Raw genomic sequence first — 26114 nt, 5'->3', positions numbered from 1 at the left:
AATACCCCAGACTTCATGGTCCGCCCGCTGGGTAAAACTTGGCCGCAAGCACGCCAACACAGTTGCGCGGCGATTAGGTCTCGAATCGATGATGCGTCCGCGTCATTCCTGCTCGACACTTCCCGCCGCCGCGCCTCATCTTAAACTCCTCTTAGGGAAGCGCCAAACCAACGCACACGTTGCGAAAAAAGTCACACCTCAGTGGGGGTGGGGACCACCCGCGCACCGGCCACCGGCCCGCTGGCCACCCGCACCGTGCGGCACACGCCCGCCCCGGACACCTCGGTGCCGATGTCCACCGCGGCGGCCGCCGACGGACACAGGAAGGCACACGTCGGGCCGGATCCGGACACGATGCCCGCCAGCGCGCCGGCCTGGACACCCGCGCGCAGCGTCCGCCTCAGGCCGGAGTGCAGGCTCACCGCCGCCGCCTGCATCTCATTGCCCAGCAGCGGCGCCAACTGGGCGGCATCGCCTGCGGCCAGCGCGGCAAGTACCGGCCCGGGCGCGGGCAGCCGCGGCGGATCCCCCGCGTCGCGCAGCCGGTCGAGTTCGGCGAAGACGGCCGGCGTCATCAGCTCACGGTCGGCGAACGCCAACACCCAGTGAAAGGTGTTGCGGGACAACACCGTCGCCAGCTCCTCGCCGCGGCCGGTGCCCAAGGCGGTTCCGCCGTGCAACGCGAACGGGACGTCACTGCCCAGGCGGGCGGCCAGCATGCGCAGATCGCGGCGGGGCACGTTGAGTTCCCACAGCGAGTTCATCGCCACCAGCACGGCCGCCGCGTCGGCGCTGCCGCCGGCCATCCCGCCGGCCACCGGAATGGTCTTGTCGATCATGATCGACACGTCCGGCGCCCGCCCGACGTGATCGGCCATCAGCTCGGCGGCCTGCCACCCGAGGTTGCGCTCGTCGGTGGGCAGCTTCTCGGCGCCCTCGCCGACCACCTCGAGCGAGAGCACATCGGCGTTGCGGACCGTCACCTCGTCGAGCAGCGAAACGGCCTGAAAGATCGTGTTCAGCTCGTGGTAGCCGTCCTCGCGGCGGTCACCGACCGCCAGATAGAGGTTGACCTTTCCGGGCACCCGCACCGTGACCGAGCCGGTGGGAACCCACTGTGTGGCCGTGTTGCCATCAGACGCTGACACCGCAGCAGACTATCGCTGCCGCCGGGCGATCACACGCAACGGCACCCCCCGCGGCGGGCCGTCAGCCGGCCGACGCCCCCTGCTCAGCGGCCTGCTCGGGGCTCTCCGCGGTGCGGCGCGGCCGGTCCGCGGACCGCTTCAGCAACCGCACGAAGTCGTCGATCGAGAGCGTCTCACCGCGACGGGCGGGGTCGATGCTGGCGGCCAGCAACCGGTCCGCCGACTCGTTGCCCGAGCCGGCCCAGCCCACGAACGCGTTGCGGCAGGTCTTGCGCCGCTGCCCGAAAGCGATGTCGACCAACTCGAACACCTGCCTGCGGAACGCCTCGTCGGTGGGCCACGAAGACGTGGCGTGCCGGTCGATGCGCACCAGGCCGGAGTACACGCGGGGAATCGGCCAGAAGACGGTCGGCGACACCATGCCGCAACGGCGAACCCGGCCGAAGAAGCGCACCTTGACGCTGGGCACGCCGTACTCCTTGCCGCCCGGCTCGGCGGCCAGGCGCTCGGCGACCTCGGCCTGCACCATGACCGTCACGGTCGCAATGGACGGAAATTCGGCGAGCAGGTGCAACAGCGCCGGGACCGCGACGTTGTACGGCAGGTTGGCGACCACTGCTGTCGGCTCGGCGGCGAGCTCGTCGCGGTGGAGGGTCAAGACGTCGCGGTTGAGCACCGTCAGGCGCTGACTTTCGCCGCCGGAGTGCTCGGCGACCGTTTGGGGCAGCCGTGCGGCCAGTACCGGATCGATCTCGACGGCGGTGACGGCCGCGCCGCGGTCGAGCAATGCCAGGGTCAGCGACCCCAGGCCGGGCCCGACTTCCAGGACGTGGTCGGTCCGGCTCACCCCGGAGGTCGACACGATGCGACGCACGGTGTTGGCGTCGTGAACGAAGTTCTGGCCGAGAGATTTCCGTGGCCGAAATTCAAGTTCTTTGGCCAGCCGCCTGATCTCGGTACGCCCGAGCAGCCGGACGGTCAGCGTGCACCAGCTCTTCCGCTGCACACTGGCCACGCACCCCAACCCTGGCGCTCGCGGGTCACCTCGGCGACGGTGATCTGCTCGTCGCGGGTGGCGAGGTCGGCGCGGGAGGCGAACCGCAACCCGCCGTTGCGCTCCCACGTGCCCTGGTCGAACTGCACACCGCCGTAGTAGCCGTTACCGGTGTTGATCGCCCAGTTCCCGCCGGCCTCACAGCTCGCGATCGCATCCCAGATCGAGCCGTCGCTGACCGGAGGCACCTCGGTGCCGGGTTTGGTGCCGATGCGGACCACCGAGTCACGGGCGGGCGCGATCACCGTGTTGGCGATCGGCAGCCGACCGGTCTCGACGCCATTGACGGTGGCCACCGAGAAGGTGACGTCCTGGGTGCCCGGGCTGCCCGGATCCTCGACGACCTGGCGGCTCATGTTCATGTCCGGATCTTCGATGCGACGGGCGTTGGGCGGCAGCGGGATTCGCTCGGTGACCTGCTGGATCCGGTTGCGGGTGACCTGGACTTCCATCCCGTCGACGATCGGCGCTGTCGCGGCGGGCACGACCTGGTCGCTGTCGAGCAGCGGTGCGCCGGCGGCGCTGAGCAAGCCGGCGACATTCGGCGCCGCCAGGTGCACGGTGCGAACCGCGCCGGCATCGTTGACGCGTACGGTCTTGGCGCTGACGACGGGCAGCGCCATGCCGGCCAGCGGAACGCGGCTGCCGCGGTTGGCCGCCGCCGGGGCGGTGTCGGTCATCGCCAGCTGGGCCAGCGCCTCGTCGACGGTGGACGCGGTGGTCCACACCTGCTTGGTGTCATGCCCGTCGAGCGAGATCTGCAGCGGTCGGCTGCGACGCAACACGATCTTGGCGGCGTCGTGCACCGCGACATCCCCGGCGGGGTACAGGTCGTCGCGCTCGTCGATGGCGAAACCGTTCTCCTCGACGACGTCGATCACCCGCGACTTCATGGTGGTCACCCGCATGGCGACCCCGTCGACCGTCAACGTCACCGTCTTGCACACCGAGACGGCGTAGCCGCCCGCCAGTGCCAGGACTACCAGCAGCCCTCCGACCACGAAACGCAACATCGGCGAAGGATTCTGATGAAGTTTTGTCAATACGTTCAACGTGCGCTACCCAACCCTCAACGACCACTCATTTAGCAGCAGGTCATAAATCAAGGGCCCGCAGGCCCTGTCGTTCGATCACAAGACGGTAACGAACCGGTCAAGGTTGGGCAACTCCACGACCACCGATCCCGGACGAATCGCCTGGTCGTTCACCTCACACTGTGACCAATCCGTACACCCGCGCAGCATTGGCCGCGGTTATCTGGGCCAGCTCTTCTGGGCGACGATCCACCAATTCGGCGATCGCCCGAACAGTATAGGGAAGGCAATAGGGCTCATTCGCAGACCCCCGATAGGGATGCGGCGTCAAGAATGGTGCGTCGGTCTCCACCAGCAACTGTTCCTGCGGTATCAGCGGGACGGCCTCGCGCAGGGCGTGCGCGTTGCGGAAGCTCGCGGTGCCGGACAGGCTCAGCAGCCACCCGGCGTCCGCGCAGCGGCGGGCCATCGCGGCGTCCGAGGAAAAGCAGTGGAAGATCACGGCATCCGGGGCGCCCTCGGCGGCCAGCACGTCGAGCACTTCGGAGTCGGCGTCCCGGTTGTGGATCATCAGCGGCTTGCCGCACCGCTTGGCCAGGTCGATGTGCCAGGCGAACGCCTCCCGCTGCACGGCCGGCTCGGCGCAGCCGTCCAGACGGCCGGGCCAATAGAGGTCCAGGCCGGTCTCGCCGACGGCCACGACCCGGGGATGGGCCACCAGTCGCTCGATCTCGGCGCGGGCGGCGTCGTCGAGCGCGCCGGCGCGGGTCGGGTGCAAGGCCACCGCGGCGTAGACCCGGGGATCCCACTCGGCGGCGCGGGCCACCCAGCGCGCCGAATCGAGGTCGTCGGCGACCGTGACGACCGCGCCCACCCCCACCGCCGCGGCGCGGTCCACGATGGCCCGCACCCCCTCGGCTCCCATGTCCGGGCCGCCACCACACGCATCGAGGTGGGTGTGCGCATCGACGAGCGGGCGCAGCGGCTCGGGGGCCGGCGGCGGCGGACGTTTGGAACTCACGCGCACACAATAAGGTGCCCACAAATAAGGTTGAGGGCGATGAGGCCCTATTACGTCACCACCGCGATCACCTACCCCAATGGCGACCCGCACATCGGCCACGCGTACGAGTACATCGCCACCGACGCGATCGCCCGGTTCAAGCGGCTCGACGGGTTCGATGTGCGGTTTCTGACCGGCACCGACGAACACGGCCTCAAGATGGTGGAAACGGCGGCGGCCGAGGGCATCGGCACGGCGGAGCTGGCCCGGCGCAACTCCGACGTGTTCCAGCGGCTGCAGGAGCGGTTGAACATCTCCTTCGACCGGTTCATCCGCACCACCGATGCCGACCACCACGCGGCGTCCAAGGAGATCTGGCGCCGGATGTCGGCGGCCGGTGACATCTATCTGGACACCTACTCGGGTTGGTACTCGGTGCGCGACGAACGCTTCTTCGTCGAGTCGGAGACCAGGCTGCTCGAGGACGGGACCCGGCTTGCCGTGGAGACCGGCGCCCCGGTGACGTGGACCGAGGAGCAGACCTACTTCTTCCGGCTCTCGGCCTATACCGACAAGCTGCTGGCCCATTACCGGGCCAACCCGGACTTCATCGCGCCCGACGTACGGCGCAACGAGGTGGTCAGCTTCGTCTCGGGCGGGCTGCGCGACCTGTCCATCTCACGCACCTCGTTCGACTGGGGCGTGCAGGTACCCGAACACCCCGACCACGTGATGTACGTCTGGGTCGACGCGCTGACCAACTACCTGACCGGGGTCGGCTACCCCGACACCGATTCCGAGCCGTTCCGCCGCTACTGGCCGGCCGACCTGCACATGATCGGCAAGGACATCATCCGATTCCACACCGTGTACTGGCCGGCCTTTTTGATGTCGGCCGGAATCGAGCTGCCGCGACGGGTTTTCGCGCACGGGTTCCTGCTCAACCGCGGCGAGAAGATGAGCAAGTCGGTGGGCAACGTCGTCGACCCGGTCAGGCTGGTCGACACGTTCGGCGTGGATCAGGTGCGCTATTTCCTGTTGCGGGAAGTCCCGTTCGGGCAGGACGGCAGCTTCAGCGAAGACGCCATCGTCACCCGGATCAACGCCGATCTGGCCAACGAGCTGGGCAACCTGGCCCAACGGTCGTTGTCGATGATCGCCAAGAACCTCGACGGGGTGGTGCCCGAACCCGGTGCACTGAATGCCGCCGACTCCGAGCTGCTCGCGACGGCCGACGGGCTGCTGGACCGCGTGCGGACGTCTTTCGACTCGCAGGCGATGCATCTGGCGCTGGAGGCGATCTGGCTGATGCTCGGCGAGGCCAACAGGTACTTCTCGGCGCAGCAGCCCTGGGTCTTGCGCAAGAGCGAGTCGCTGGCCGACCAGGAAAGGTTCCGCACCGTCTTGTACGTCACCTGCGAGGCGGTCCGCATCGCCGCGCTGCTGGTCGCGCCCGTGATGCCCGAATCGGCCGGCAAGCTGCTCGACCTGCTCGGGCAGTCCGAAGACCAGCGGGCGTTTGCCGCCGTCGGCACGCGCCTGGCACCGGGCACGGCGCTACCCGCTCCCCTGGGCGTGTTCCCGCGCTATCAGCCGGTTTCCGAAGCCGGCTGAACCTTCGCGGCGCTTGATATCGCTGCGCTAGCGTTGCTGCCGATGGTCGGCGAAGTCCAGCGCAGCTGGGAGTTCGTGGTGGCGCCTCCGCGGAGCGCGCCCGGCGTCGCGTCGATGGTGGGGTATCGGGCGCTGGAGGTGCCCGAGACGGTGCATCGCGGCCTGCCGTCGTCGGCGTTGACGTTCATCGTCAGCCTCGACGACGGGGTGGAGGCGGCGTCCGACGCTGACGCGCTGGCCGGTACCCGGCCCACCCCGTTGGTCCTCGGCGGCCTGCACGTGCACGCCAGTCATGTGCGGCAGCGGCGCGGCCAGGCGGGTGTGCAGCTGGCGGTGCACCCTTTGGCGGCACGCGCGCTGTTCGGTGTGCCCAGCGCCGAACTGTCCGTCATCGATTACGACGGGAGGTCGGCAGGTCACCGAAGACGGTGTCGATGCTGATGCGATTCCAGCACGCCACGGCCGGCATCTCGGCGTCGGCGAGGCGCGGCCGCGTCGACCTGGCGGCGGTCGCGGCCGAGACGGGGTACTGCGACCAGGCCCACCTGACGCGGGAGTTCGTCCGGTTCGCCGGTGTGCCGCCGCGGGTCTGGCTGGCCGAAGAGTTCGGAAACATCCAAGACGGCGGCCACCGCTTCGGTTCACAGTGGGACCATGACTACTGCGAGGACTACTTCGAACCCGAGCGTCTGGTTGACCCTGCAGGCCCATGACGCCCCCAAGCTCATCGACTATTATGTCGACACGTTCGGCCTCGTCGTCGCGGCCCGATACGGCGACGGCGACAGGGTCGACCACGCGCAGCTGAATTGGCCCGAGGGTTGTGGCGGCATCATGCTGGGCAGCCACAAACCCGACGCGGACTGGTCACGCCAACCGGGGACCGCCGGCGGCTACATCGTCACCGGCGACCCGGAGCGGCTCTACCAGAGGGTCCTTGCCAACGGGGCCGACGTCATCCGCCCGCTCGCCCAAACTGATTACGGCGCAAACGAATTCGCCGTCCGCGATCCGGAGGGAAACTTGTGGTCCTTCGGCGACTATCCGGGCGAGCCCGCGCCCGGCTGACGACCCGGCGACCGGCTCACTGGCCGCTCACCGGCGTCGAGTCGCCCGGAATGTCAAGGGTGGCAATCGGGTACAGCCCTGAGCCGTCACGACCGTCGCGGGCCAGGGCCATGGGCGCGTAGTTCACGACGTGTGAGGCACCCGCTTTGTGCTGCTGCCACTCGACGGACGCGCGCAGCGTGTAGTGACCGGGCGCCAGGCCCGTCACGTCCACATGCACCGACTCGCCGGCCGACTCCGCCACCGGCTCCTCGCGCGACTGGCTGGATTCGTCGTGAACCAGCGTCGCGAGCTTGACCGTCGCGGGCAGGCTGCGCACCACCGCGCCGGAGAAGTCGACCAACTTGTAGCCGGGCACCCAGCGCTCGGTCGCCGCCGCGGAGCCGTAGTTGGTCCAGACCACCGATATGCTCGCCACCGTGCCCTGGATCGACTGCGATCCGGGTTGCCCCTCGACCGAATACCGGTAGCCGGCAGCGGTATTGGCGCGGCTCCACAGCCCAAACAGTTTGGGGTCCATCGCGGTCGTCGCATCGCGGTCCGGGAAATCGGTGCTCGATGTCATCGCCACGTGATACCGGATGACGTCGTGCAAGCCCTTCTCGTAGTAGGACCGGACGTCGGCTCCGCTTGGCAATCGGCACCACTGGCTGATCACCAGCGCCGTGTCCAGCCGCTGTTTGATCGCGTTGACGACCGCGTCGTTGGACCGGACGTAGTGCGAGTCGTTGGCCTCGGCCCATTCGGGCAGCGGGGACTGCACCCCCAGGCAGTCGGCGCGGATGCCGACGGGTGCGGCCAGTCTCTTGGTGACGTCGTCGGCGAACAGTTGACGCACGATCTCCGGATTCTGCGGAGCCACCACCAGCTGGGTGTGCGGAAAGGCGTTGACGTTGGCCGCAACCAGCCGGGCGATGGACGCCTTGGTGATGCTCTGGTCGCGAAACTGGCTGTAGTAGCCCAGCTTTGCGGTGCTGTCGTCGGGGGTGGGGCCCGCCGTGCCCAGCGAATCACGCAGATACGCGAGCTGGTTCTGGCCGAAGTCACCGTAGCCGGAGAACTCGAAGACCGACAGCCGCTCGTCGCCGTCATAGCGGCGGCCGAGCGCGGCCAGCAGCTGGCTGACGCCATTCAGGTAGTCGGCGTCATTGAAGTTCGGCACCACCTGGGTGACGCCCGGGGCGGAACCGTTCGGCGGCGTGGGATAGGTGGCCGCCGACGGGCGCAGCCAGTCCGGGATCGCGATGTTGGTGTTGTCGGCGTAGGAGTCGTTGCAGCAGGACTTGTAGACGTACACGCCGAGGGCGAGCCGCATGTTCCGCGTGCCGAGCTTGGCCAGCGCGTCGTCGATGGCGCTGAAATCGAACCTGCGGTCGTCGGGTGCGTCCGGGGGCAGCGTGCGCGGGTCGACGGGCTGCAACTGCCGCCACGAGACCCGCAGGCTGGCGTCGTACGACGCCGGCCAGGAGGCGTACCGTTGCTGCGCCGGATTACCTTGCGGGAAAAGCGGATTCAACATTTCCTCATACTGGCCGCGCAGCGGGTTCGGGATCTCCTGCGCGGTGGGCGGGATGGCCGGGCTGACCATCGCCGACAGCGGCCCCGGGTCGCTTTTTCCGCCGCAGCCGCTGAGCGCGGTCACGGCGCACACGACAGCGGCCAGCGCGCATTTGCCCGGGAAGCGCATCACCCGCGCGATTTCGCGGTGCACGGACTTGTCACGGCGATCGTCGTCAAGGTTGCTTCTCCCACTACACACCGATGCGCACCGAAGTGGCCCCATGAATCGCGCGTTCCGGTGGTGCGTGAATCCGGCTCGGGGCAGGCCACGAACGGGCGTAGCGCAGCGTAGCATGCGCGTCTCGGCATGGCTTCGCCGCAGCTCAGCGCCGGTTCCCGCGCGGATCGGCCCGCCGACGGGCAGTGAGGCCGGTCACAGTTGCGGGCCCGCCTGTCACGCCCGGCGGTGCTGCGGTGTCTCAAGGACACAGGTCCGCACGAAAAGGAGACAGCCATGAACGCCCCGCAAAGAACTCACGTCGTCGTTGTCGGCGCCGGCTACGCCGGCACACTGGCGGCCAACCACCTGCGCCAGCGCCCGGACATCGACGTCACCGTGGTGAACCCGCGGCCGGTGTTCGTCGAGCGAATCCGCTTGCATCAGTTGGTCGCCGACACCGGCACGGCCACCGTGGATTACGCGACGCTGCTTGGCGAGGGGATCCGGCTGGTCGTCGACAGCGTCGACCACATCGACCCCGCCGGGCGGCGGCTCCTGCTGGCCTCGGGCGCCGGGCTCGACTACGACTATCTGATCTATGCCGTCGGCAGCACGACCGGGACTTCCACGGTGCCCGGCTGCGCCGAATACGCGCACTCGGTCGCCAACCTGGAAAGCGCGCAGCGGCTGCACTACGCGCTCACCGATCTGCCCCTGCCCGCACCCATCACCGTCGTGGGCGGCGGGTTGACCGGCATCGAGACGGCGTCCGAGCTGGCCGAGGGCGGGCGCCCGGTGACCCTGGTGTGCGGCCCGGTGCTCGGTCCGTCGCTGAGCGCGCGGGGCCGCCGCTCGGTGGCCAGGCGGTTGCGGCGCCTGGGCGTCAACGTGCTTGAATCCGTGGCGGTGACCGAGGTGCGGTGGAATGAGGTGGTGCTCACCGACGGTGTGGCACTGCCCAGCGCGGCGACCATCTGGACGGCCGGCTTCGCCGTGCCGGACCTGGCCGCGCGCAGCGGGTTGCACACCGACGCGATGGGGCGGCTGCTCACCGACGAGACGCTCACCAGCGGCGACGACGAGCGCGTCGTCGCCGCCGGGGACGCCGCCGCGCCGTCCGGCCAACCGCTGCGGATGAGCTGCCAGGCCGCGGGCCCGATGGGCGTCCAGGCCGCCAACACCGTGCTCAGCCGCGTCGCCGGTGAGGCTCCCGCGTTGCTGAGCCAGGCGTTCGCCGGGCAGTGCATCAGCCTGGGCCGCAAACACGCCACGGTGCAGTTCTCCCACACCGACGACACCCCGGCGAACCTGATCCTCAGCGGCCGCGCGGCGGCTTCGGTCAAGGAGGCGATCTGCAAGGGCACGGTGTGGGCGATCCGGCGGGAAGCCGCCAAGCCCGGTTCGTACTTCTGGATCAAGGGCGGCGAGCGGCCCGCGCCGGCACCGGCCGACGAGGTCGTCGCGCGATGACACCCGCACCGGCCGGCAGCGAGCACGCCGAACGGTTCACCCTGCTGCGGCCACTGCTGTTCACCATCGCCTACGAGATGCTGGGCTCGGCCACCGAGGCCGACGATGTCTTGCAGGACAGCTATCTGCGGTGGGCGGCGGTCGACTTGACGACGGTGCGCGACACCAAGTCGTATCTGGCCCAGCTGGTCACCCGCCAGGCGCTGAACTCGCTGCGGGCCGGTGCCCGCAGGCGCGAGGACTACGTGGGTCCGTGGCTGCCTGAGCCGCTGCTGCTCGACGAGCAGGATCCTTCGGCCGATGTCGTTCTGGCGGAGTCGATTTCGATGGCGATGCTGGTGCTGCTGGAGACGTTGAGTCCCGACGAGCGAGCGGTGTTCGTGCTGCGCGAGGTGTTCGGGTTCGACTACGGCGAGATCGCCGAGGCGGTGGGCAAGCCGGCGCCCACCGTGCGGCAGGTCGCGCACCGGGCCCGCGGACACGTGCGGGCCCGGCGCAAGCGATTCGACTCGGTGGACCCGGAACGCAACGCCGAAATCACCGCACAGTTCTTGGCGACGGCGGCAGGCGGTGACGTGGAGGCGCTGATGTCGATGCTCGCCCCGGACGCCACCTGGACGGCCGACAGTGGCGGCGTGGTGAGCGCCGCCCGCCGGCCGGTGGTCGGCGCCGAAAAGGTGGCGCGTGCGATCAGCGGCCTGATGCGGCGGGCCGCGGAGCTGGGCACGTTCCGGGCGGACACGGTGACCTGCAACAGCGCCCCGGCGGTGTTGCTCTACCTGGGCGAACGGCTCGAAGGCGTGATCACGCTGGAGATCGCCGGGGACAAGATCACCAACTTCTATGTGATGCGCAACCCGCAGAAACTGGCCGCCCTGGCCACCGCCCGCGACATCAGCCGCGGCTGAGCCGGCGGCCGCCGGGGGTGCGAAACGCCGCCGCTCTGTCAAGCTAGGGCTGTGCGAATCGACCGGCTGGGCGACCTCGGCGCCGCGCCCCGGGTGCTGGGCGCCGTGGGCGACGCCACCCGCCGGCTCGGCCTGCCCCCGCCGGCCGCGCTGACGGGCGACTGGTTCGGCGCCCTGGCGGTGATCGCACCCAGCCTGTCGGTGCGCCCGGCACTCGCCGACGATGTGTTCGCGGTCCAGGCGCTGATCACGCCGGAGCCGCACGCGGTGGGCGGCGGCTGGATCGGTTACCTGTCGTATCCCGACCCCGGCGCCGGTGGGCGGCCCCAGCGGATCCCCGAGGCCGCCGGCGGCTGGACGGACTGTGTGCTGCGCCGCGACCGCGACGGCCAGTGGTGGTACGAGAGCCTGCCCGGCGCCCCGATGCCCGAGTGGCTCGCCGCGGCCCTCGCCGCGCCGGCGGCCGCGGCGCGCGAATGCCACATCGACTGGGACATCGCCGACCGGGCTTCGCATCGCGACGGGGTCCTGGCCTGCCTGGAGGCCATCCGCGCCGGCGAGGTGTACCAGGCCTGCGTCTGCACGCAGTTCACCGGGACGGTCACCGGCGACCCGCTGGACTTCTTCATCGACGGCGTCGCGCGCACCTCACCGGCCCGGGCGGCCTACCTCGCCGGGCCGTGGGGCGCGGTGGCGTCGCTGTCCCCCGAGCTCTTCCTGCGGCGCCGCGGCACGGTCGTCACGTCCAGCCCCATCAAGGGCACCCTGCCTCTGGACGCGTGGCCGTCGGCGCTGCGCGCGTCGGCCAAGGAAGTCGCCGAGAACATCATGATCGTCGACCTGGTGCGCAACGACCTCGGCCGGGTGGCGATCGTCGGCACGGTGACCGTGCCCGAACTGCTGGTGGTGAAGCGGGCCCCCGGCGTGTGGCACCTGGTGTCGACGGTGTGCGCGCAGGTCCCCGCCGAGTTGCCGACGTCGGCGCTGCTCGACGCGACCTTCCCGCCGGCCTCGGTCACCGGAACACCCAAACACCGTGCCCGCCAACTACTTTCGGAGTGGGAACCGAACCGTCGTGGAATATATTGCGGCACAATCGGAATGGCCTCGCCCGTAGCCGGCTGCGAGATGAACGTCGCGATCCGCACCGTCGAATTCGATGCCGCGGGCGGCGCGGTGCTGGGCGTCGGCGGGGGAATCACCGCCGACTCCGACCCGGACGCCGAATGGGCCGAATGCCTGCACAAGGCGTCCCCCATCGTCGGGGTGCCGTCCATCGCCGCCGCGAGCGCGGCGGGCTGACCGGGAGGCCTCAGTCGCGGCGGCTGCGCAGCACCGCGTCGTAGAGCTGGCGCGGACGCACCCCCGGATGGGCGGCGGCCACCTCACCGCACGCGTCCTTGACCCGAGTGCCCGCGGCCACCAGCTCCTCGACCTCGGCGACCAGCGACGGCACGTCGGCGCTCGGGGCGGCGCCCGCCAGCACCACGGTGACCTCGCCGAGCACACCGTCGGCCGCCCATGCCGCCAGCTCGTCGAGGGATCCGCGCACCACTTCCTCGTGCACCTTGGTCAGCTCCCGGCAGATCGCCGCGCGGCGGCCGCCGCCGAGCCGCTCGACCGCGTCGCGCAAGCAGGCCGGCAACCGGCGCGGCGATTCGAAGAACACGCAGGTGCGCCGCTCGTCGGCCAGTGAATCCAGCCAGGTCCGTCGCGCCGCCTTCTTGCGCGGCGCGAAACCCTCGAAGCAGAACTTCTCGGCCGGTAGACCGGACAGCGCCAGCGCGGTCGTCACCGCCGACGGCCCCGGCAGGCATCCGACCGGCAGGCCGGCCTCCACACAGGCCGCCACCAGCCGGTAACCGGGGTCGCTGATCAGCGGCATCCCGGCGTCGCTGACCACCAGCACCGTCGCGCCCGCGCGGATCGCCTCCAGCACGGCCTCCGCCCTGGCGTTTTCGACCTGGTCGAACATGCTGATCACCCGGCCGGTGATGCGCACATCGAGGGCCTTGGCCAGGGTGCGCACCCGGCGGGTGTCCTCGGCGGCCACCACGTCGGCCCGGGCCAGTGCCTGCACCAGGCGCGACGAGGCATCCGACGGCTGCCCCAGGGGAGTTGCGCCCAGCAACAGGCGGCCGGTGGTCATGACCGACAGCCTACGATCGACGTGATGTCCGCCCCGCCCCGCGAATCCCCGCAGCCCGTGGCGGCTGACGCGCTGCAGCGGGCGGTGCCGGTCGTCAGCCCCGGGCCGCTGGTGCCGGTGGCCGACTTCGGGCCGACCGATCACGTCCGCGGCTGGGTGGTGACCGGGGTGATCTCGCTGGTGGCGGCGGTGACCCGATTCCTCAATCTGGGCTCGCCGACCGACGGCGGCACCCCGGTCTTCGATGAGAAGCACTACGCGCCGCAGGCCTGGCAGGCGCTGCACAACCACGGCGTGGAAGACAACCCCGGGTTCGGCCTGGTCGTCCACCCGCCGGTCGGCAAGCAGCTGATCGCGATCGGCGAGGCGATCTTCGGCTACAACGGCGTCGGCTGGCGGTTCACCGGCGCGTTGCTCGGCGTGGTCATGGTGGCCCTGGTGATGCGGATCGTCCGGCGGATCAGCCGCTCGACGCTGATCGGCGCGATCGCCGGGGTGCTGGTGATCTGCGACGGCGTCAGCTTTGTCACCGCCAGGACCGCCCTGCTCGACGGCATCCTCACGTTTTTCGTGGTCGCGGCGTTCGGCGCGCTGATCGTCGACCGCGACGAGGTCCGCCGGCGAATGCACGTCGCGCTGCAGGAGGGCCGCACCGCCGAGACGGTGTGGGGTCCGCGGCTGGGGGTGCGCTGGTGGCGCTTCGGCGCCGGGGTTCTACTCGGATTGGCTTGCGGCACAAAGTGGTCCGGCCTGTACTTCGTGCTGTTCTTCGGCGTCATGTCGTTGGCGTTCGATGTGGCCGCCCGGCGCCAGTACCAGGTGACCCGGCCCTGGCTGGGGACGGTGCGGCGTGACCTCGCCCCGACCGTGTACGCGCTGGCCGTCATGCCGGTGCTGGTGTACCTGGCCAGCTACGCGCCGTGGTTCGCCTCCGAGACCGCCATCGACCGCCACGAGGTGGGCCAGACGATCGGGCCCCACTCGATCGTGCCGATGCCCGACGCCATCCGATCGCTGTGGCATTACACCGCCAAGGCCTTCCAATTCCACGCAGGCCTGACGAACGCCGCCGGCAACTACCACCCGTGGGAATCCAAACCGTGGAGTTGGCCGATGTCGTTGCGGCCGGTGCTCTATGCCATCGACGAGCAGAATGTCGCCGGGTGCGGCGCCCAATCGTGCGTCAAGGCCGAGATGCTGGTGGGCACCCCGGCGATGTGGTGGCTGGCGGTGCCGGTCCTGGCCTTCGCGTCGTGGCGCATGCTGGTGCGCAGCGACTGGCGTTACGCCGCAGTGCTGGTCGGCTACTGCGCGGGCTGGCTGCCCTGGTTCGCCGACATCGACCGGCAGATGTACTTCTTCTACGCCTCGACCATGGCGCCGTTTTTGGTGATGGCGATCGCGCTGATCTGCGGCGACATTCTCTACACCCCGGGCGCCCCGCCCCGGCGGCTAGGGGTGCGGGTTTATTCGGAGCGACGCACGCTGGGCCTGATCGCGGTGTGCGCTTACGTGGCCTTGGTGGTGGCCAACTTCGCGTGGCTGTTCCCGGTGCTCACCGGCCTGCCGATTTCGCAGCAGACGTGGAACATGGAGATCTGGCTACCCAGCTGGCGCTGATCTTGGCGCTTCGCGCTTTGCGCCGAGATTGCCGTGAGGGCTGTGCTCGGCGCCCGGACCACGACCATGACCGCAATCTCGCTGAGGTGTGTCGGCCCCGGCACGCATCATGTGCCGATGGCGGCGACCTTTCTCGGCAGCGATGCGATTGCGCGCGGTGCGCTGACCCGCGGCCAATTGCGTTGGAACTACTCGCGAATTCACCAGAACGTCTACCTGCCGAAAAGTGCCGCGAGGTCATTGCGGGACAACATTTATGGGGCTTGGTTATGGTCCGGCAGTCGGGGAATCGTCGCGGGCCGCGCCGCTGCCGCGCTGCACGGGGCCAGATGGGTCGACGAGTTCACACCTATAGAAATCATCGGACCGCTCAACCATCCGCCCACCGGAGTAATCGTTCGCCGTGAACGAATCGGCGCCGAAGAGATCGTCGACCTCGGCGGACTGCCTGTCACCAGCCCGGCGCGTACCGCGTTCGATCTGGCTCGGCACCTACCGCGGGGCTCGGCGGTCGCCACCCTTGACGCGTTGTCCGCCGCGACGGGTATCACTGCCGCCGACGTCACTCCCCTGATCCCCGAACACAAAGGGGCCCGGGGCGTACGCCGATGCCGAACAGCCCTCTCACTCATGGACGGCGGCGCGCAATCGCCCAAAGAAAGCTGGCTGCGGCTCGTGCTGATCGACGCGGGCTTGCCAGGGCCCGTCACCCAGATCAGGGTTACTGACGGCCGGATGGTCGCGTACCTGGATATGGGGTGGGAGCAGCCGATGGTGGCAATCGAGTACGACGGCGAACAGCACCGCACCGACCGAGGCCAATACGTGAAAGACATTCGGCGAGCCGAAATGGTGAGCCGACTCGGTTGGAACGTGATCAGGGTGATCAACGAGGACCGCCCTCACGTCATCGTGCAGCGTGCACGCGAGGCATTGGCGCGGCCTTCATCGCCGAGATTGCCGTGAGGGCTGTGCTCGGCGCCCGGACCACGACCATCACGGCAATCTCGGCGCCGTCCGCTACAGCGGATCGCGGGCGACGGGGCACGACATGCACCGGGGCCCGCCCCGGCCGGTGCCCAGTTCGGAACCGGCGATGGTCAGCACCTCGATGCCGGCGTCCTCCAGGCGAATGTTCGTCTGCACGTTGCGCTCATAGGCGACCACCACGCCGGGCGCGAGCGCCAGCGTGTTGTTGCCGTCATCCCACTGCTCACGCTCGGCGACGACGGGATCGAGCCCCGTGTCGATCACCCGCAGCTTGTCGATCTCCATCGCCTTGGCCGCCGCCTCCAGGAAGGGGGCCTCGTCGCTGATCGCGACACCGTCGGGTGTGCGCGCAATGGTGAAGGCCGACAACAAGTCCACGATGTTGGCGTACATCACCACCGTGTCGGTGTCGACCATCGTGCACACCGTATCCAGGTGCATCTGGGCGCGCCGCTGAGCGATCGGCACCGCGAGCACGGTGTCGGCGAGGTCGTCGTCAAACAGGCTGCGCGCCAAGGCTTCCGCGCCAGCAGGAGTCGTACGTTCGCCGACCCCGACGGCGACCACGCCGGGCGCCAGCAGCAGCACGTCGCCGCCCTCGACGGGGGCGGTGCGCGACTCGTAGGCACGTCGCACACCGGTGAACCGGGGGTGATGGGCGTAGATGAGGTCGGTCAGCGACGCCTCGCGGATGCGGGCGCGCAGCGCCAGCGTGGGTATCACCACTCGCCGGCCTATCCAGATCGACGAGTCGCGGGTGAAGACCAGGTTGGGCAGCGGATCGATGACGAAATCGCCACCGTGATGCATGCGCAGCACCAGGGAGACGTCGGTACGGGTGTCGGAGGGCAACTCGTTGAACGTCATGCCGCCCATCAGCACCTGGGCCAGCCGCGCCGGCTCGAGCCCCCGCAGGTATGCCGAAAGTTCCTGCGCCAGAGGCACTCCGAGCCGCCGGGCGTCGACGGCGGCCGCGACGCCCTGCATCCGGGCGGCTCCGCTGTGCGTCAACGCCTCGGTGAGCAGGTCCGACAACAGCAGCACCTCGACGCCGCGGGACCGCAACAGCGCGGCGAACTGGTCATGCTCGTCTTGCGCGCGGGCGACCCAGGGCAGGCCGTCGAACAACAGCTGGTCGACGTTGCGCGGATTCAGCCGCAGCAGCTCGGCGCCGGGCCGGTGCAGGATGACCACGCGCAGCGCGCCGACCTCGGAATTGGTGCCCAGCTCGACAACACCCACCCGTCAACCGTAGCGGCGCGTGGCCCCCGCGGTCGGGTTACACGCGCGTCGCGCCCACGGCGTCATCGAACGGATGTGCGATAAACTCGGTCGCGTGGAGATCGCGGTCCAAGGCTCCCTGTTCCAGCACACCGAGCGCAGGCAGCTCGGCGACGGGGCGTTCATCGAGATCCGCGCCGGCTGGCTCACCGATGCCGATGACCTGCTGGACGCGCTGGTGTCGACGGTGCCGTGGCGCGAGGAGCGCCGGCAGATGTACGACAGGGTCGTCGACGTGCCGCGGCTGGTGAGCTTTCACGACCTCGCGGCCGATGAGCCGCCGCACCCGGAGCTGGCCCGGCTGCGGCGCCGGCTCAATGACATCTACGCCGGCGAGCTCGGCGAGCCGTTCACCACGGTCGGATTGTGTTGCTATCGCGATGGGTCGGACAGCGTGGCCTGGCACGGCGACACCATCGGCCGCAGCAGTACCGAGGACACCATGGTGGCGATCGTCAGCCTGGGCGCCACCCGCTCGTTCGCGATGCGCCGCCGCGGCGGCGGCCCATCCCTGCGGTTGCCCCAGGCGCACGGGGATCTGCTGGTGATGGGCGGGTCGTGCCAGCGCACCTGGGAGCACGCAGTGCCCAAGACGACGGCGCCTGTGGGTCCGCGGGTGAGCATCCAGTTCCGGCCACGCGGCGTGCGCTAGCCGCGCACCGCCGACACCGCTTTGACGAGCAGGTCGCGCGCCCGCTGGGTGTCCACCGGGACGACGGGCTGGTCGGGGGCCACCAGCGGGTTGGCGATGACGATCACCTGGTAGTCGCCGAATGCGGCCGAATAGTCATACAGCTCACCCGTTCGCGGGCCGCCCGGCGTCAGCGCCTGCATGACGCGATGCACGCCCAGCGTGCGGGTGTTCTCGATCTGCGGCACCTCGACCACCTGGACGCCGCCCCGCAGCTGCGGGCCGGTGAAGGTCACTTTGTGGCAATCCTTCCCAGGTTCGTTGAGCGGCAACGCTTTTGAAGTCTCCAGCGCGATCACCACGAACCGGTTGCCGCGACCCTCCGCGGTGACCGCCGACATGTTGCCCTGCAGGTCCGCGGGCATGTCCGGACCGGCCGAGGCTTTCGCGCAGTTGGCGGGGTCGAACGTCAACCCGTCGGGCAGTTTGCGGCCGGCCAGCAGCTTGGGATCGATGCCACGTTCGCTGATGTCGCTGACCTTGTACTCGGGCCCGAAGCTGGACTTGACGTCGACGACCTTGTTGATGTCGACCTGCGCCGGATGACTGCCCGATGAGCAGCCTGTCAGCAGACCAACGGCCACGACCGCGAGCAACATCTTGGACATCGTGGCCAATCTACCCAAGCGCGTCGCTCAGCTGCGTAACGTGGACACCGTTTTGACGAGCAGATCCGCGGCGAATTGCGGCGGCAACACCGGAAGCCCCGAGCCCGGATCGGTGGTCAGCGTGGTGAACGCGTAGCAATTTCCCAGATATGCGGTGAATGTGTATGTGCGCGAGTCTATTTCGGTGCCCGACTCGACGGAGGACTTGACGTCGGCCACCATGCCGAGCGTGTCGACACCGTCGACGTGCGGAGCATCGGTGAGGAGCACGTGCGCGACGGTGTGCCCGGCGGTTTCCGACCACTGGGCACACGCGGCGAGCAGGCCTTCCGGAAAATCCACCGGCTCCGGCAAAGCCACCACCACCGCGTCGACGATGCCGCCGCTCCCCGATCCCGACACACCCTGCGCCGACTGGTCGCGCCCGTTTCCCGGGTCGGCCAGCGTCCGGCACTTGGCCGGCTTGGCCTGCACGTCCTCCCCCAGGCTCCAGATCACCCTCGGTGAGGCGGCGCCGGGGATTGCGGTGGTCACCTCGTAACCGGGCGGCAGGTCGCGCACCACCCGTTTGATATTGGCGGGATTGACGATAACGGGGCTCGGGGTTGCGGATTTCGTGGGAGTTGCCGACGGGGTGCGTGCGGGTGGATGACCACACGCGGCGATTGCCAGCGTGAGCACCCCCAGCAGCGACGGGCCAATCCAGAACGGCCGCATGAGGAGTTGATAACACACGATGCGAGCGCGCCGGCCCTCCCACGCCAGCGCGGTCTCAGCCGACCGCGGTGATCACCTGCCGGGCCATGCGTTTGATCTGCTCGGCCTCCTTGCGCGGCAGGTGGCGCGGCTGGGGTACGTCGATCACCGTGGTGATGACGCCGATGTCCTCGCGCTGCCACACGGCGCCGTAGCGGTCCATGATCGCGCGCATCGGGCCGTTGTCCGAAAGCATTCGGGCGGAAAATCTTTCGACGCCGTCGACCTGGGCAGCGATGGACAGCGCGTCGATCAGGAACGAGCCGATGCCGCGGCCCTGATAGGCGTCGGCGACGGTGAACGCTATCTCGGCGACCGCCGGGTCGCTCTCGTCGCGCACGAAGCGGGCGTCGGCCACCGGGTCGCTGCCATCGGTGACCACCCACACGAAGTGGTCGACGTAGTCGACTTCCGACAGGTAGTGCATCAACGCGGGGGTGGGAAGCCGCGGCGTCATGAACCGGCGATACAACGTGTCCGCGGAGAAGTAGACGTGGCCGTGCACCGTGCGCTCGCTGTCCCCGGGGAGGACCGGGCGCAGCAGCAGCAGCGTGCCGTCGCGGACGCGGATGGGAACCGGCGTGATGAACGCGGCGAGGCGCTGACGCACGGTGCGCAGCAGCCGCGGCGTCACGCCGCCGATGTGCACCATGCTGGCGAAGGCCCGGGTATCACCGATCCAACCGGTCAACGGTTCGGCTGTGGTCACCGTCGCGGTTCGGGGAATGTCACGCAGCAGGGCGATCTCGCCGACGATCATGCCCGGCGAGGCATGCTCGACGATCACCGCGTCGTCGTCGCCGACGTGTTTGATCTCGGCGGTACCCGACGAGATCAACAGAAATGAGACCGCCTGCTCCCCCTGCCGCATCAGCACCTGGCCGGCCGCGGCCCGCAGTGGCTGCAGTCGGCCCGCCAGCGGGGCCAGGTCTTCGGCGGGACATCCCTCGAAGATGTCCATCGCCGCCAGCTCGTCCACCCGAGCGCCGGTCAGTTCGGCCATCGCCCACGACCGCCGCCCGCCGCGTCGCGACACCGCGGTGCGCGTCGCGCTGCTGCCATTGACCTGCCCGCCTGCTTGCCGTCGTCTACCGCGTCGGGCCCAACCCCCCGGATGCGGCCGGTTATTGCCAGGTTATGAGCACGGTCGCGGCTCCGGCAAGGACGAGCGGGTGCGAGCACCGCCCGCGCCGCGGTCTCAGGCCGTCTTGTGACTCGGCTCCAACACGAAATCGACCACGATCCCGGCCATGTCGTCGATCGCGTGGCGGGCGATCACCTCATAGCCGTGGGTGCTCAGCGTGGGCAGGCACAGCAGCCCGGCCCGTGCGGTCAGCCCGTAGGCCTTGGCGTGCGACGCATCGGATTCGAATGCGCCCAGGGCGGCCGGCTGCGGTGACAGATCGCGGTCGGTGGCGATTTTGAGCAGCCGGTCGGCGATGCTCTTGTCGTACACGCACAGGGCGTCGCTGTAGCCGATGATCGGGCCACCGGTGACGCTGGTGTGATACTCGCGTTCGGTCGGGCCGACCTCGAGGGCCAGCGTCAGGTCGCCGGGCAGGTGCGAGCTGGCGTAGCTGCCCCCCACCCCGCCGATCTCCTCGTTGGTAGTGAACACGACGTACACGTCGTCGGCGGGTCGTTGGTCGCGCTCATGCAGCAGGCGCGCGGCGCGCAGCAGGGCGGTCACCGCGGCGCGGTCGTCGAGGAAGTAGCCGCCGACATAGTCGCCCATCTCGACCAGGTCCCGCTTGCTGCGCTCGACGCACACCCGGGTCCCGGCATGCACCCCGGCGGCGGCCAATTCGTCGGTGCTGCGTCCGGTGAAGACGTAGACGTGCTGCCAGTCCAGCGAGCGGTCGCCTTGATCGGGCTTGGTCTCCCAGATCCGCGGGCTCTCCTTCGTGGTGTGTTCAGAGCCGAGAGTCAGTACGGCGGTGAGGGTTTCGTTGTCGCCCAGCACAGCGACCGGGCCCAGCCCGAAGTTGCCCGGGTACATGATGCCGAGCTGGGTCAAATGCAGTGTGCCGTCGGGTTCGACGCGCTTGACGATCATGGACAGCTCGTCCATGTGTGCCATCACCCGCGTGGCGGTGCCGGGTTCGGACGTCGTCCGGTAGCGGTGGTCGTGCGCGCCGGCATCGACGGCCGCAGGATCGGCGGCGACGTATCCGATCAGGTTGCCGGCGTCGTCGGTCCACATGTCGTCGACGACGGGCTGCAGCTCGCGGGCGCAGACGGCGCGCACCGCGTCCTCCTGGCCGGGCGGCCCGTAGGTCCAGAGAAGTTCTTGCAGCAGGTCGTCGACCGAGTCGTGCGCCATGGGTTCCTCTCGAGCCGGGGTTCAGTGGATCAGTACCCAGTGCGGGGCTGCGGCTACCCCACGGGCGGCGACGACGGCCCCGCCGGATCCCCGGTTCGGCTCACGGCCTCCGGGTCTGCCAGCGAGACGAGGATGTATGACGGCGTCGGCCCACCCTGATGCAGTTGGTAGCGCCCGCCGGCCAACGCCCGTCGCGCCGGCTTGCTGGGCACCAGATGCGGAAAGTCGTAGGTGGTGATCGTCAGGCGCAGCCGGTGGCCCGCCTCGATCAGCGCGGCCGTCGGAAAGACTTCCACGTCGTAGCGGGTCACCTCGCCCGGCACCACGGGCTGCGCGGCCGACCGGGTGCTGAGGTGCTGCGGCCGCAACACGCTTCCGTCGGGCAGGTACCAGGTGCGGTCGGGATCCAGCTTGCGGTGCGAACCCAGCAGCGCGCCCTGGGTCAGAGGGCGGCTGGACCCGTCGGGCGCGACGTCGTCGAGGTGCGCGACCCACACGGTCTCGGTGGTGGTGGCCGTCGCGTGGATGGTCAGCGCGATAGGCCCGGCCACCAGCTTCGCCGCACCGAACGGCTCGGTGGTGTAGGTCAGCGCGCCGCGCTGCAGGCGGCGGTTGTCCTGGTCGTAGCGAATCGCGCGGCCCCGCTGGGCGAACATGAAGCTGTTCAGGCCCAGCGACCACTGCTCGAGGCTGCGACCGGACAGCGGTCCGCGCGCCACGTAAGTGAGGGGCGCCACGGTGTTGTCCGGCGAGGCGTCCGAACTCAATCGGCCGGCGTCGGAAAGGTAGAAGCGCGTAGGGGTCGCCTCGGCGAGCGGATAGTTGTCGGCGCAGAACCACCGAGAGCTTCCGATCGCCTGGAACGTCAGCGGCTTCCCCGAGATGGCCGCGTCCGCATCGTCTTTGAGCCAGTAGTCGAACCAGCGCACCTGCAGCGCGGCCAGGTGCAGTCCGCCGTGATTCGACACGTGATACCAGGGGCCCATCATCAATCGGATGCGCTCCGACACGGGCTGGCCGGGTTGCATCGGTGCGTCGTCAGGCCGGCCGGTGGCCGCGTTCTGCAACGCGGCGTAATTCAGCGGGCCCCCGCGTTGGAACGCATCGTGCCACCCGCCGACGAGGAAGGTCGCGACGCCGTTGGCGGCGACCTTGGACAGCACCAGCCCCGGGCTCATCGTGTCCCAGAACGGGCCGTCGTAGGCGGTTTCGCCGCCGGCGACGACCTCGGCGATCAACGGCCGGAAGTAGTGGCGCTGGTCGCGTCCGCGCTGCCGGACCGCGGCGAGGCCACCGGAGCGCGGTCGCGCGTGACCGCCGCGGGCGAGCCACTCCAGTGTCGGGTTGACCACGTTGAGCAGCGTGTAGACGGAACCGTATCCGCGGACCGCGTGCAGGTGCGGTACGCCGCCCATCGTGGCGGCGTCGCGGTAGAAGTCGCGGGCGGCCATCACCGGGAAGATCGCTTTCAGCGGCGAGTCCGGGCCGACCGCGGCCGCGGTGAACAGCTGGTTGATCGCCAGGTAGGACAGCCCCACCATGCCGACGCGACCGTTGGCGTTGGGCAGCGTGGACGCCCACTGCACCAGCTCCACTCCGTCCTGCGTCTGGCGGTCGCCGCACATTTCGAAGGAGCCGCCCGATGATCCGGTCCCGCGAACGTCGACCATCACCTCGATGTAACCGCGCTTGATCAGGTAGGGAGCCGCGCCGCCGCCGATCTGGGCGGCCGGCGGCGGCGCCTTCTTGCCGTAGGGCGTGATCGACAGCAACACGGGGAACGGACCGGCGGCGGGTTGTCCGGTGTCGGGCAGCGCGGGGTAGTGGATATCGGCCCGCAACTCGACGCCGTCGCTCATCGGCACCGCGACATTGTGCTGCACCCCCACGCCGTACGTCGCCGGGGGTGGCGTCCATTCCGGGACGAAGGGCGACGGGCTGGTCGTGCGGGCACGTCGCGCTTTGCGCCCGGATCGCAGACTGGTCACTTTCGCCATCGGCAGCTCCCCCTGACGCTCGCGGCGGCGCCGCCGCGAATTACTCCACGAACTTAGAGCAACGCCGGCGCGGGCTTTCCGCCACGCCTCGAGATCGGATGAGCTGACGGTCGAACGCCTCTGAAGCCGATGCGACGACGGCGCTTTCACCACGTTCGTGCAATAACGCATCTCCGCCCAAAGATCGCGATAATATTTTCCGCGGTTGTGTCTACCGGCAGAAAGGCGAACCGATGAGCGCGAGCAAGAAGAAGATTCTTAAAACTGCTGCAGTGATCGCGATGCTGACCGGTGTGATGCTGGGATCGTCGGGCTGCGTAGTTGCCCAGGGTGTGACCGGCGGCGGTGCGCCGCCAGTGACCGCGTTTTAACCAATAACTCACGCCGCGTGTAGCCGGGCGGCGCGTCTTCTCACGGTCGGCATCGGCAATCGTTGCCGATCATCGCGAGCACGGGATAGCCCCCTGGCAGCCGATTGTCAGACCGAGCGCACCCCGTGGGGCGGCCGCGACTGCGCGGGTTACCCCATATCCTGCACCGCGCGCCGTAGCGCCCGCACGGCGTAGTGCAGTGTCGATTTCACGGTGACTTCGGCGAGTTGGAGATCGTCGGCGATCTGGGCCGTCGTCTGCGCCTCGTAGTACGAGCGGCGAATCACGGCGCGCTGCTCGACGGACAGCTGTGCCAACGCGTGGCCGATCAGCTGCCGGTCTGCTACGAGATTCAAGGTGGGGGCGCCCCGATCCCGGTTCGCCGCGCCGGCACTCAGCGCCACGTTGCCGATGATCACAATGACCGCCTTTCGGGAACGGTGTGGTTCTAGTTTTCATCAGGAACCAAGTTGTGTCAACATCTAGACGTGAGTTCGTTGTCTCGCGCCTATCGGGGCGCTTCCCCGCACCAGCGCGTCGAGCAGCGCCGCGCACAATTAGTCGACGCCGGGATAGACATCTTCGGGACCATCGGCTACCGCGCGGCCACCATTGACCACATCTGCGCGCGGGCCGGGTTGTCCAAGCGCTACTTCTACGAATCATTCCCCGACAGCGAGGCGCTGCTGCTCGCCTGCTATGAGCGCTGTGTCAACGAGTTCCACGACGCAATGGTCTTGGCGGTCGCCGACGCGTCTGCAACCATTGAGGCCCAGCTCCGCGCCGCGCTCGTCGGCTATTTCAGCGCCATCGATGCCGACCAACGCGGCGCCAGGATCACCCTTCTAGAAGTGCTCGGCGTCAGCACCACCGTCGATGAGGCCTATGCGGCGCAATTCAGAAGAGTCGCCAGCTCCGTGCAAGCACTCGCCGGCGATGCCTTCACCACCAGCAACCTTCCCAAGCCCCAATTGGACGTCATCGCACAAGGAATCTTCGGGGTGATCACCTCAGTTGCCACCCAGTGGCTCCTCGATCATCGCCGACGCCCTCGCGCACAGCTCATCGAGGCAACCTATGTGCTCATCCTCGCGGTCCTCGATCAGCTTCCACGCGCGCGATAAGTGGCACAGTGCCGTTCCCGATATGCTCGCGTGTCGGTGGGCCCACATCGCCGAGGGACGCGGGTCCCAGCCCCAAGACCGGTAAGAGCGCCTTGGAGGTGACGCGACACTGGGCGTTGCATCTGGCGCGTCGCCCGACGGCTCGAGAACACGTCCGGCGGATCGGTGTTGTTACTACACGTGACGCCGGCAAGGCCGTTCCGGGGCGAACCGGTTAGTACGGGCTCAGCCGCCGCGCGGTATCTCATTGCCGACCTGCAGATGAAATCGGGCTCGTCGTGCGCCGGTCCCGGCGGAGTCCGGATGCGGGCGATCATCGCAGGCGCGAATGCCAAAGCGACACACAGGCGTCGATTACGCCGGGTGCGTACGACGCATGCTCGATGCTGTCGGCGCCAAGCCCGACGCGGCGGCAAGCACCGATCGCACTGGGTCCCGATGGACCTGAGGCGCCTATCTACGAGCTCGTGCGAACACTCTTGCTAGACAATCGGACCCCCAGATCCAGCTTCGTTATATTCTCGCCACACGGGGCACCACCGTGGGACCCCTTCCGCATCCGTCAGGGGAGATTGATCCGCCAGTAAAGTCCCACAAGGAAGTCCGCGAGCTGGGCCGCGGTCATGTCGAGAAGCCCTTCGGCCCACGAGATGAAAAGCTCCGAAGCGGCACCGGTCAAGGCGAAAGTCTTCGTTCGGACCTCTAGGGAGCTGCTGGCAAAATCACCCATGTCGGTTCCCGACCACCGGAAGAAGTTCTCGGCGGCACGCACAAGGATCTCATTTCGACGAGCACCGGCGCGCCCACCTTTGCCGAGTGCCTCGACAAAGATGATCCGGATCGTTCGCGGATCGCCGGCCAGCGTATCTGCAGTTGTTCGGAGTACGACCGATAGTCGCGAAGTATCGTCATCAGGTGCATCCAGGACCGCGGCGTTCACGGCAATTTCGACCGTCTCCATGGTGAGCTCGAGTACCGCGTCGAACAACGCGTCCAGGTCGCTGAAGCTCTCGTAGAAGTACCTCTCCGTCAATCCGGCTTCAACCACCACATCTTTGACCCGCACCGATCCGGAACCCGCAGAACCGAATACGTGCATGCCGGCCTCAATCAGCCTCCGGCGCCGCTCAGCGATTCGCTGTTCACCTGTTACTCCGCCATACACGCGGCCAGTCGACACCTTCG

At 68.8% G+C, this 26114-nt stretch carries 23 protein-coding genes and 2 pseudogenes; 11 read left to right on the top strand and 14 right to left on the bottom strand.

The genetic code is table 11. The annotated features are described in order from the left end of the window. Positions 1-191 precede the first annotated feature (191 nt). The 4 genes from OQ789_RS19115 to OQ789_RS19100 all read right to left on the bottom strand — a co-directional run bounded on the left by OQ789_RS19115 (position 192) and on the right by OQ789_RS19100 (position 4263). Positions 192-1148: a 4-(cytidine 5'-diphospho)-2-C-methyl-D-erythritol kinase gene (locus OQ789_RS19115; RefSeq protein WP_324687664.1), complete on the bottom strand. Its 957-nt coding sequence runs from the start codon at positions 1146-1148 to the stop codon at positions 192-194. A gap of 61 nt (positions 1149-1209) precedes the next feature. Further along, positions 1210-2163 carry a 16S rRNA (adenine(1518)-N(6)/adenine(1519)-N(6))-dimethyltransferase RsmA gene (gene rsmA / locus OQ789_RS19110; protein WP_324687663.1) on the bottom strand — a complete coding sequence of 318 codons (954 nt, stop codon included), beginning with the start codon at positions 2161-2163 and terminating at the stop codon, positions 1210-1212. Further along, on the bottom strand, positions 2127-3254 hold the full coding sequence (locus OQ789_RS19105; protein ID WP_324687662.1) for a resuscitation-promoting factor: 1128 nt from the start codon (positions 3252-3254) through the stop codon (positions 2127-2129). The genes rsmA and OQ789_RS19105 overlap by 37 nt, the downstream gene beginning before the upstream one ends. A gap of 157 nt (positions 3255-3411) precedes the next feature. After that, entirely contained in the window at positions 3412-4263 is an 852-nt protein-coding gene (locus OQ789_RS19100) for a TatD family hydrolase (protein ID WP_324687661.1), read from the bottom strand. 33 nt (positions 4264-4296) lie between these two features. On the opposite strand from OQ789_RS19100, the gene metG reads away from it, so the two are divergent. The 3 genes and pseudogenes from metG to OQ789_RS19085 all read left to right on the top strand — a co-directional run bounded on the left by metG (position 4297) and on the right by OQ789_RS19085 (position 6921). After that, positions 4297-5853, top strand: a complete 1557-nt coding sequence (metG, locus tag OQ789_RS19095; RefSeq protein WP_324687660.1) for a methionine--tRNA ligase — start codon at positions 4297-4299, stop codon at positions 5851-5853. 114 nt (positions 5854-5967) lie between these two features. Further along, positions 5968-6566 (top strand): annotated as a pseudogene (locus OQ789_RS19090) (helix-turn-helix domain-containing protein). Beyond that, on the top strand, positions 6508-6921 hold the full coding sequence (locus OQ789_RS19085) for a VOC family protein (protein ID WP_324687659.1): 414 nt from the start codon (positions 6508-6510) through the stop codon (positions 6919-6921). The pseudogene OQ789_RS19090 and the gene OQ789_RS19085 overlap by 59 nt, the downstream one beginning before the upstream one ends. Before the next feature lie 16 nt (positions 6922-6937). Here the strand turns inward: OQ789_RS19085 and OQ789_RS19080 are convergent, their stop codons facing one another. Beyond that, positions 6938-8608 carry a hypothetical protein gene (locus OQ789_RS19080; RefSeq protein WP_324687699.1) on the bottom strand — a complete coding sequence of 557 codons (1671 nt, stop codon included), beginning with the start codon at positions 8606-8608 and terminating at the stop codon, positions 6938-6940. Between the two features lie 327 nt (positions 8609-8935). On the opposite strand from OQ789_RS19080, the gene OQ789_RS19075 reads away from it, so the two are divergent. Genes OQ789_RS19075 through OQ789_RS19065 form a run of 3 tightly spaced genes read left to right on the top strand, consistent with a single transcriptional unit; the run spans position 8936 to position 12321 of the window. Next, positions 8936-10111 (top strand): NAD(P)/FAD-dependent oxidoreductase, encoded by a 1176-nt coding sequence (locus OQ789_RS19075; protein WP_324687658.1) that lies wholly within the window; start codon positions 8936-8938, stop codon positions 10109-10111. Next, positions 10108-11019, top strand: a complete 912-nt coding sequence (locus OQ789_RS19070) for an RNA polymerase sigma-70 factor (protein WP_324687656.1) — start codon at positions 10108-10110, stop codon at positions 11017-11019. The genes OQ789_RS19075 and OQ789_RS19070 overlap by 4 nt, the downstream gene beginning before the upstream one ends. A gap of 51 nt (positions 11020-11070) precedes the next feature. Beyond that, on the top strand, positions 11071-12321 hold the full coding sequence (locus tag OQ789_RS19065; protein WP_324687655.1) for an aminodeoxychorismate synthase component I: 1251 nt from the start codon (positions 11071-11073) through the stop codon (positions 12319-12321). Positions 12322-12331: 10 nt separating this feature from the next. Here OQ789_RS19065 and rsmI read toward each other — a convergent pair whose 3' ends face one another. After that, positions 12332-13168 carry a 16S rRNA (cytidine(1402)-2'-O)-methyltransferase gene (rsmI, locus tag OQ789_RS19060; RefSeq protein ID WP_324687654.1) on the bottom strand — a complete coding sequence of 279 codons (837 nt, stop codon included), beginning with the start codon at positions 13166-13168 and terminating at the stop codon, positions 12332-12334. Between the two features lie 24 nt (positions 13169-13192). On the opposite strand from rsmI, the gene OQ789_RS19055 reads away from it, so the two are divergent. Together OQ789_RS19055 and OQ789_RS19050 are read left to right on the top strand one after the other, a co-directional pair. Then, entirely contained in the window at positions 13193-14788 is a 1596-nt protein-coding gene (locus OQ789_RS19055) for a dolichyl-phosphate-mannose--protein mannosyltransferase (RefSeq protein ID WP_324687653.1), read from the top strand. Positions 14789-14905: 117 nt separating this feature from the next. Further along, complete coding sequence (locus OQ789_RS19050; RefSeq protein WP_324687652.1) at positions 14906-15754, top strand: DUF559 domain-containing protein; 849 nt, start codon at positions 14906-14908, stop codon at positions 15752-15754. A 54-nt stretch (positions 15755-15808) separates the two neighbouring features. On the opposite strand, the gene arcA is transcribed toward OQ789_RS19050, so the two are convergent. Continuing rightward, entirely contained in the window at positions 15809-17020 is a 1212-nt protein-coding gene (gene arcA, locus OQ789_RS19045) for an arginine deiminase (RefSeq protein ID WP_324687651.1), read from the bottom strand. A gap of 94 nt (positions 17021-17114) precedes the next feature. On the opposite strand from arcA, the gene OQ789_RS19040 reads away from it, so the two are divergent. Then, a complete protein-coding gene (locus tag OQ789_RS19040; protein WP_324687650.1) occupies positions 17115-17711 on the top strand; it encodes an alpha-ketoglutarate-dependent dioxygenase AlkB in 597 nt (198 codons plus the stop codon). Here the strand turns inward: OQ789_RS19040 and OQ789_RS19035 are convergent. From OQ789_RS19035 to OQ789_RS19015, 5 genes are all read right to left on the bottom strand, one after another. Then, positions 17708-18358 (bottom strand): DUF5642 family protein, encoded by a 651-nt coding sequence (locus OQ789_RS19035; RefSeq protein WP_324687649.1) that lies wholly within the window; start codon positions 18356-18358, stop codon positions 17708-17710. The genes OQ789_RS19040 and OQ789_RS19035 overlap by 4 nt on opposite strands. A gap of 27 nt (positions 18359-18385) precedes the next feature. Further along, positions 18386-19075: a DUF5642 family protein gene (locus OQ789_RS19030; protein ID WP_324687648.1), complete on the bottom strand. Its 690-nt coding sequence runs from the start codon at positions 19073-19075 to the stop codon at positions 18386-18388. Between the two features lie 55 nt (positions 19076-19130). After that, complete coding sequence (locus OQ789_RS19025; RefSeq protein ID WP_324687647.1) at positions 19131-20117, bottom strand: GNAT family N-acetyltransferase; 987 nt, start codon at positions 20115-20117, stop codon at positions 19131-19133. Positions 20118-20312: 195 nt separating this feature from the next. Further along, positions 20313-21437: a M42 family metallopeptidase gene (locus OQ789_RS19020; protein ID WP_324687646.1), complete on the bottom strand. Its 1125-nt coding sequence runs from the start codon at positions 21435-21437 to the stop codon at positions 20313-20315. A 53-nt stretch (positions 21438-21490) separates the two neighbouring features. Beyond that, a complete protein-coding gene (locus OQ789_RS19015) occupies positions 21491-23326 on the bottom strand; it encodes a CocE/NonD family hydrolase (RefSeq protein ID WP_324687698.1) in 1836 nt (611 codons plus the stop codon). Between the two features lie 341 nt (positions 23327-23667). Between OQ789_RS19015 and OQ789_RS19010 the strand changes: the two genes are divergently transcribed. Next, positions 23668-23805: a hypothetical protein gene (locus OQ789_RS19010; RefSeq protein WP_324687645.1), complete on the top strand. Its 138-nt coding sequence runs from the start codon at positions 23668-23670 to the stop codon at positions 23803-23805. A gap of 149 nt (positions 23806-23954) precedes the next feature. On the opposite strand, the pseudogene OQ789_RS19005 reads toward OQ789_RS19010, so the two are convergent. After that, positions 23955-24161: pseudogene (locus OQ789_RS19005) on the bottom strand (sigma factor-like helix-turn-helix DNA-binding protein); the annotation flags it as partial. Positions 24162-24293: 132 nt separating this feature from the next. Between OQ789_RS19005 and OQ789_RS19000 the strand changes: the two are divergent. Further along, positions 24294-24929, top strand: coding sequence for a TetR/AcrR family transcriptional regulator (locus tag OQ789_RS19000; RefSeq protein WP_324687644.1), 636 nt, complete (start codon positions 24294-24296; stop codon positions 24927-24929). 562 nt (positions 24930-25491) lie between these two features. Here OQ789_RS19000 and OQ789_RS18995 read toward each other — a convergent pair. Then, positions 25492-26109: a TetR/AcrR family transcriptional regulator gene (locus OQ789_RS18995; RefSeq protein WP_324687643.1), complete on the bottom strand. Its 618-nt coding sequence runs from the start codon at positions 26107-26109 to the stop codon at positions 25492-25494. Positions 26110-26114: the final 5 nt, after the last annotated feature.

It is taken from the genome of Mycobacterium sp. 94-17 (assembly GCF_035617725.1).
Classification (GTDB): domain Bacteria; phylum Actinomycetota; class Actinomycetes; order Mycobacteriales; family Mycobacteriaceae; genus Mycobacterium.
The sequence above is the reverse complement of the archived record's forward strand: the minus strand, read 5'-3'. Positions and strand labels throughout refer to the sequence as shown.

What these genes read in the sequence shown, in the direction of transcription:
- metG (WP_324687660.1), top strand. Translation starts at nt 4,297, where the DNA reads ATGAGGCCCTATTACGTCACCACCGCGATCACCTACCCCAATGGCGAC.
- OQ789_RS19025 (WP_324687647.1), bottom strand. Translation starts at nt 20,117, where the DNA reads ATGGCCGAACTGACCGGCGCTCGGGTGGACGAGCTGGCGGCGATGGAC.
- OQ789_RS19085 (WP_324687659.1), top strand. Translation starts at nt 6,508, where the DNA reads ATGACTACTGCGAGGACTACTTCGAACCCGAGCGTCTGGTTGACCCTG.
- OQ789_RS19050 (WP_324687652.1), top strand. Translation starts at nt 14,906, where the DNA reads ATGGCGGCGACCTTTCTCGGCAGCGATGCGATTGCGCGCGGTGCGCTG.
- OQ789_RS19080 (WP_324687699.1), bottom strand. Translation starts at nt 8,608, where the DNA reads ATGCGCTTCCCGGGCAAATGCGCGCTGGCCGCTGTCGTGTGCGCCGTG.
- rsmI (WP_324687654.1), bottom strand. Translation starts at nt 13,168, where the DNA reads ATGACCACCGGCCGCCTGTTGCTGGGCGCAACTCCCCTGGGGCAGCCG.
- OQ789_RS19035 (WP_324687649.1), bottom strand. Translation starts at nt 18,358, where the DNA reads ATGTCCAAGATGTTGCTCGCGGTCGTGGCCGTTGGTCTGCTGACAGGC.
- OQ789_RS19055 (WP_324687653.1), top strand. Translation starts at nt 13,193, where the DNA reads ATGTCCGCCCCGCCCCGCGAATCCCCGCAGCCCGTGGCGGCTGACGCG.
- OQ789_RS19030 (WP_324687648.1), bottom strand. Translation starts at nt 19,075, where the DNA reads ATGCGGCCGTTCTGGATTGGCCCGTCGCTGCTGGGGGTGCTCACGCTG.
- OQ789_RS19010 (WP_324687645.1), top strand. Translation starts at nt 23,668, where the DNA reads ATGAGCGCGAGCAAGAAGAAGATTCTTAAAACTGCTGCAGTGATCGCG.
- OQ789_RS19070 (WP_324687656.1), top strand. Translation starts at nt 10,108, where the DNA reads ATGACACCCGCACCGGCCGGCAGCGAGCACGCCGAACGGTTCACCCTG.
- OQ789_RS19075 (WP_324687658.1), top strand. Translation starts at nt 8,936, where the DNA reads ATGAACGCCCCGCAAAGAACTCACGTCGTCGTTGTCGGCGCCGGCTAC.
- OQ789_RS19020 (WP_324687646.1), bottom strand. Translation starts at nt 21,437, where the DNA reads ATGGCGCACGACTCGGTCGACGACCTGCTGCAAGAACTTCTCTGGACC.